The sequence below is a fragment of the Winogradskyella pacifica genome, assembly GCF_003386275.1.
GTDB classification, from domain to species: Bacteria; Bacteroidota; Bacteroidia; order Flavobacteriales; family Flavobacteriaceae; genus Winogradskyella; species Winogradskyella pacifica.
Genome location: NZ_QREI01000020.1, coordinates 1 through 4,477, shown reverse-complemented (window position 1 = coordinate 4,477; position 4,477 = coordinate 1). Strand labels below are relative to the sequence as shown.

The following is a 4,477-nucleotide window of genomic DNA, read 5'->3' as shown; positions in this document are numbered from 1 at the left end:
AGTAAAAACAACGAAATGCCAACACCGTGTATAATTAATTGCTTGGTTCTAGCCTACTTGCGAATATTCCTGCGGAATATTCACGGGTTCGTAAAAGTTTGCTAACTTAGTTGCTTAACCACGCAACTAACCATACACAAGACCGTTAGCTGTAATTACCAATGAAAACCGAAAAAAATATGAAGAAATTGGATGTTGAAAATTTTAAGACAAGTCAAATACTATTACTGCTTTTAATTATTATTTTTTTATTACCATTTATTTATACACTTACTACTAAACTAGAGTTCTTTGATTTTTCAAACACAGGAGAAATTGGAGATACAATCGGTGGAATTACAGCCCCTTTTATTAACGGTCTCTCTGCTATATTAGTTTTTCTAGCATTTAAAGCACAAATTAGAGCTAATGAAATTTTTAAAAATCAAGAACAGTCAAGAAATATATTAGACCAAATAAAGATTATTCAAGAAGACAAATTGAATATTGAAGAAGTTATACACTTTATGACTAACAGCCCTAATTATTTAGCTGCACCTCTTGAAATCACAATATTAAATAGGCTCAACAAAATCACTTATTTCACATCCGAAATTCGATTGGCTTATGAATTAATTGAAAATCACTCAGGAGATAAAGATTTTGTATATAGAAAACTTTTCTATTTGTATGTAATCAGATATAAAGACCTTATCACAAATTTAGAAATTGAACTAAAAAAAATAATAAAACACTTACACGATGACTACGAATTTAATGTAGCAGAACTTTTATTAGAAATGGAGTATATTCATCGGAATTTAATTGATGTAAATAAATATAAAACTACAGCTAACATCGTATAAAAATAATTGCGGCTTAGTGCTTAATCAAAGGTCGTTGCGGGTTTGTAACGTCTGAATTTCCTTCGGAAATTCCTCGCATACAAACCCGCAACTATTCTTATACATAAACGTTAGCATGCATTTAACATGACAGATAAAGAGAGAGGGATTTTAGCCGATTTGAGAAAGAAAGCAAGAGCTAAAACTCAAAAATGCTACAATCCAAATTGTAATAATCTAGCTATAAGATCACATATTCAACAAGCAGAAGGATCAATTAGAGACATAGCATCTGCAGATGGCAAAATAATACAACTAGAGGATTTAGACCCAAGATTCAATGATATGCCATATGCATTCAAAGAAAAAGGTATAAAACAAAAAGGAGATGTCCTTACTTTTTGGGGTTTCTGTAACTCATGTGACACATTACTCTTTAAAAGTATAGAAGCCAAAGAAATTGATTTTTCATTATACAAAAACCAACTACTTTATTCTTATAGAGGCTTTTTAAGTGAACTCTACAAACAAGAATATAATATTAAATGGTATGAATTAATCTTCAAAAGTAACAACTTAAGCAATGAAGTTAAAGAGTCGTTTTCGAATTTATACAATTCGTTTCTTATAATTATAAAAATGAGTAAACAAACGAAATTCTTGTTTGAACAAGATTTAAATGGAAATACACGTAATTTTGATTTCATTTATTTAAATCTTCCAAAACTTGAGGTTTGTACTTCTACATCATATACCTTACCTGTTTCTATAAGTTTTGATGCTGATCAATGGCAAGCAATCAAAAGTAAAGAAACCATTCCCCTAATAAATACACCGATTTTCATTAATTTAATTCCTAAAGACAATCAGCTTAACACTATATTAGGTTGTATTTCGGACAAAACTCTAAAAGGTCGTATTGATGTAAATAAAATAGAACGTTATAATCAAAAAGAACAAATCAAACTCATTAGTGATATACTGATAAAACATGTAGAAACATGGTTTGTTTCAAAAACATTATATAATTTATGGACTCAAAGGAAACTTGAAAAAGAAATTCTTAAGCAAATAAAAAAATACAGACCAGCCATTATGAAAAGGAAAAATATCAAATTCAATATGTTTCAAGATATAATTTAAAAAAACGCATGCTAACACCGTGTATAATTAATTGCTTTGGCAAGTGCTTATTTGGAAAATTCCTTCGGAATTTTCTCTGGTTCGTATTTGTTTACTAAATTAGTTGCTTAACCACGCAACTAACCATACACAAAACCGTTGGCAGTAATTTGGGAAAACCAACAAACACTAGTAATTCCTAACAATTTTCAGAAACTCATAAACATTATGAAAATAAATATCGACAACATAATTATTGAAATTGAACCTGAATTATTAAGTGTATTTCATCAACCAATAAATGTTTTCTCAACTGACAATTTGATTGTTTCTACCAAAATATCTGAATATAAAAATGTAATTATTAATTTAAAGATAAGTTTAGAAAATGATATATGGAATGTTCCCTATTTGTTACAATTTAAAAAAGATTTAAAAGAAATATTTATAGAGAAATATTCAGATATTTTTATCGAGTTATCAACAAACATCAATGATGATGACGAAGAATTGAATAAGTACATCCCTTCAAAAACAGATATCTTTGAATTTTCTCTAACTCGCTATTTAAACAAACCATATTTTGAGATTTTCGAAAATAATTTTAATGAATCTGTGTTTAAACTATTAAACTATATAGATACAATTAATAGTTCATCGATATCAAAACAAAATTATGAGTTTATAGATAAGTCATCTTTTTTTAATTTTAATGCTCAAGAAATTGAAAATATTGAATTAAATGAAAAATTTGTTATAAGAGAGTATCGAATCCGAGACATCAAGTTTGATGATATTTCTAACTTTAAAAAATATCATAAAGATAAATGGAAAGTTCCTCATTTAAACTTTAAGAAATTAGATTTTAATATAGCAAAGGTTTCCTGTATTGGAACTGTACCAAATGATAATGGTTGGAGTTATGAATTAATTGAAAACGATGGTAGTTTAAAAATCATTATACCAGAAAAATACTATTCAAAATACATTCCAAATTTTGAAGAAATTACACCTTATTTAGACTTAAGTAGTAATGGTTCCTCTGAATTTAATGATTTTCAAGGAGCAAATATCTTTTCCGGAACTTACAAAGAATGTTATTCAACCCTAAACAACTCTAAAGAACTTTATAAACTAGAATTTGACTTATTAAGGAAAAGAGAAGAAGCTAAAGAAAGAGCTCAATATAATTCAGATAAAGATGAAGAAAGATTAAGACAGTCTAGATGGAATTATTAATAAAACACCTTAAAAATAATTTCAAGTTTATAATATAATGACTAAAAAAGAGACTGTAATAAAAAGCATAACAGAAATGGATATTGAATTGTTAGATGTCGTTTTAGACAATAACAAAGCATATATGGAAGTTTCTAAAGGGGCATTTATCAAAACATTGAGAGATAAATTTGATAACTTAAAAAAACAAGGAGTAACTAAATTTGAGAAAGTATCAAAAGGCACTTGTAACAAGTGCTATAAAGGTTGCAATGGTTATACTTTTTTGACAAAAAACAATGATTATTTAGACTTGCTATTTAAAGAGGAGAATAATGAAATCGTAGATTTATTTAGATGTAGTGATTTTAAAAATGAGGAAAATCTAATTAAGAAAAACTGTGTTTATTTTAGGTTCAAAAAAGACGAAAGTAAAAACTACAATCCTTCATCTCATATTGCTTCACTTCAAAAACAAGTAGAAGTTGCTGTTAAAGAATTTGAGAAGTATGAGAATAAAATAACAGATATTGAGGAATTTGTTTCTTGGTTTAAAGACAATAAAAAATTATACAATTCTGTAAAAAACTTTGATTGGGATTATAATTTTGTATGGCCTTTTTTATCAATTTACGTCACAATTGAAAATTTTAATGAATTAGCAAAAAATCAAAATTCTGGCAAAAAAGCACTTGTTGAATTTGATAATTCTTCTGAAAAATCAATGATAGATTGGTTACTAAAATACGAGAAAAGTAATTTACGATTTTCAAGTGGTTATGAAAAAACTGAAAATTGGAAAAAGACAAATTTAATTCTTTTTAAAAATGGAGAAACATTTTTTGAAACTGGTGGAGAAATAAAGTTATTTAATAATGTTTTGGTAGATATTAAAAAATGTAAAGAGTCAATCGAATTTTCAGATTTATTTAGCAAACATTATTGGGAATATGAGAAAAAGTATGCACCAACGAAAGAACTATTTGAAGTCTATGGAGATTTTGAAATTGAATTATCCGAATATTTATCAGCACGAAACTTATATCCTGAAATTTTAAAGAAATACAACATAAAACCGAAAGAAAAACAAGAAAAAACTACTGCCAACACCGTATAAAATTAATTGCTGGTTATAGCCTACTTACGAAAGTCCTCGCAGACTTTCTATCTGTGATTTATTTGCTAACTTTAGTGCTTAAAACACGCAACTAATCTTATACGTATTCCAAGATCAAATCCTAGTAATATTTAGTTTTATTTTTTAGGCTGCATATTGCTGAAGAACGACATAAGGTGTTCCTCTTTTTACTACG

The 4,477-nt window shown here is 27.4% G+C and carries 4 protein-coding genes; all 4 read left to right on the top strand.

The genetic code is table 11. From position 1 onward, the window contains the following. The first annotated feature begins 161 nt into the window (after positions 1–161). The 4 genes from DFQ09_RS18430 to DFQ09_RS18415 all read left to right on the top strand — a co-directional run bounded on the left by DFQ09_RS18430 (position 162) and on the right by DFQ09_RS18415 (position 4,281). Positions 162–845: a hypothetical protein gene (locus DFQ09_RS18430; protein ID WP_115813066.1), complete on the top strand. Its 684-nt coding sequence runs from the start codon at positions 162–164 to the stop codon at positions 843–845. A 126-nt stretch (positions 846–971) separates the two neighbouring features. Continuing rightward, entirely contained in the window at positions 972–1,967 is a 996-nt protein-coding gene (locus DFQ09_RS18425; RefSeq protein WP_115813063.1) for a hypothetical protein, read from the top strand. Between the two features lie 207 nt (positions 1,968–2,174). Then, positions 2,175–3,185, top strand: coding sequence for a hypothetical protein (locus DFQ09_RS18420; protein ID WP_115813061.1), 1,011 nt, complete (start codon positions 2,175–2,177; stop codon positions 3,183–3,185). Between the two features lie 37 nt (positions 3,186–3,222). Next, a complete protein-coding gene (locus DFQ09_RS18415) occupies positions 3,223–4,281 on the top strand; it encodes a hypothetical protein (protein WP_115813059.1) in 1,059 nt (352 codons plus the stop codon). The last annotated feature ends 196 nt before the right edge of the window (positions 4,282–4,477 follow it).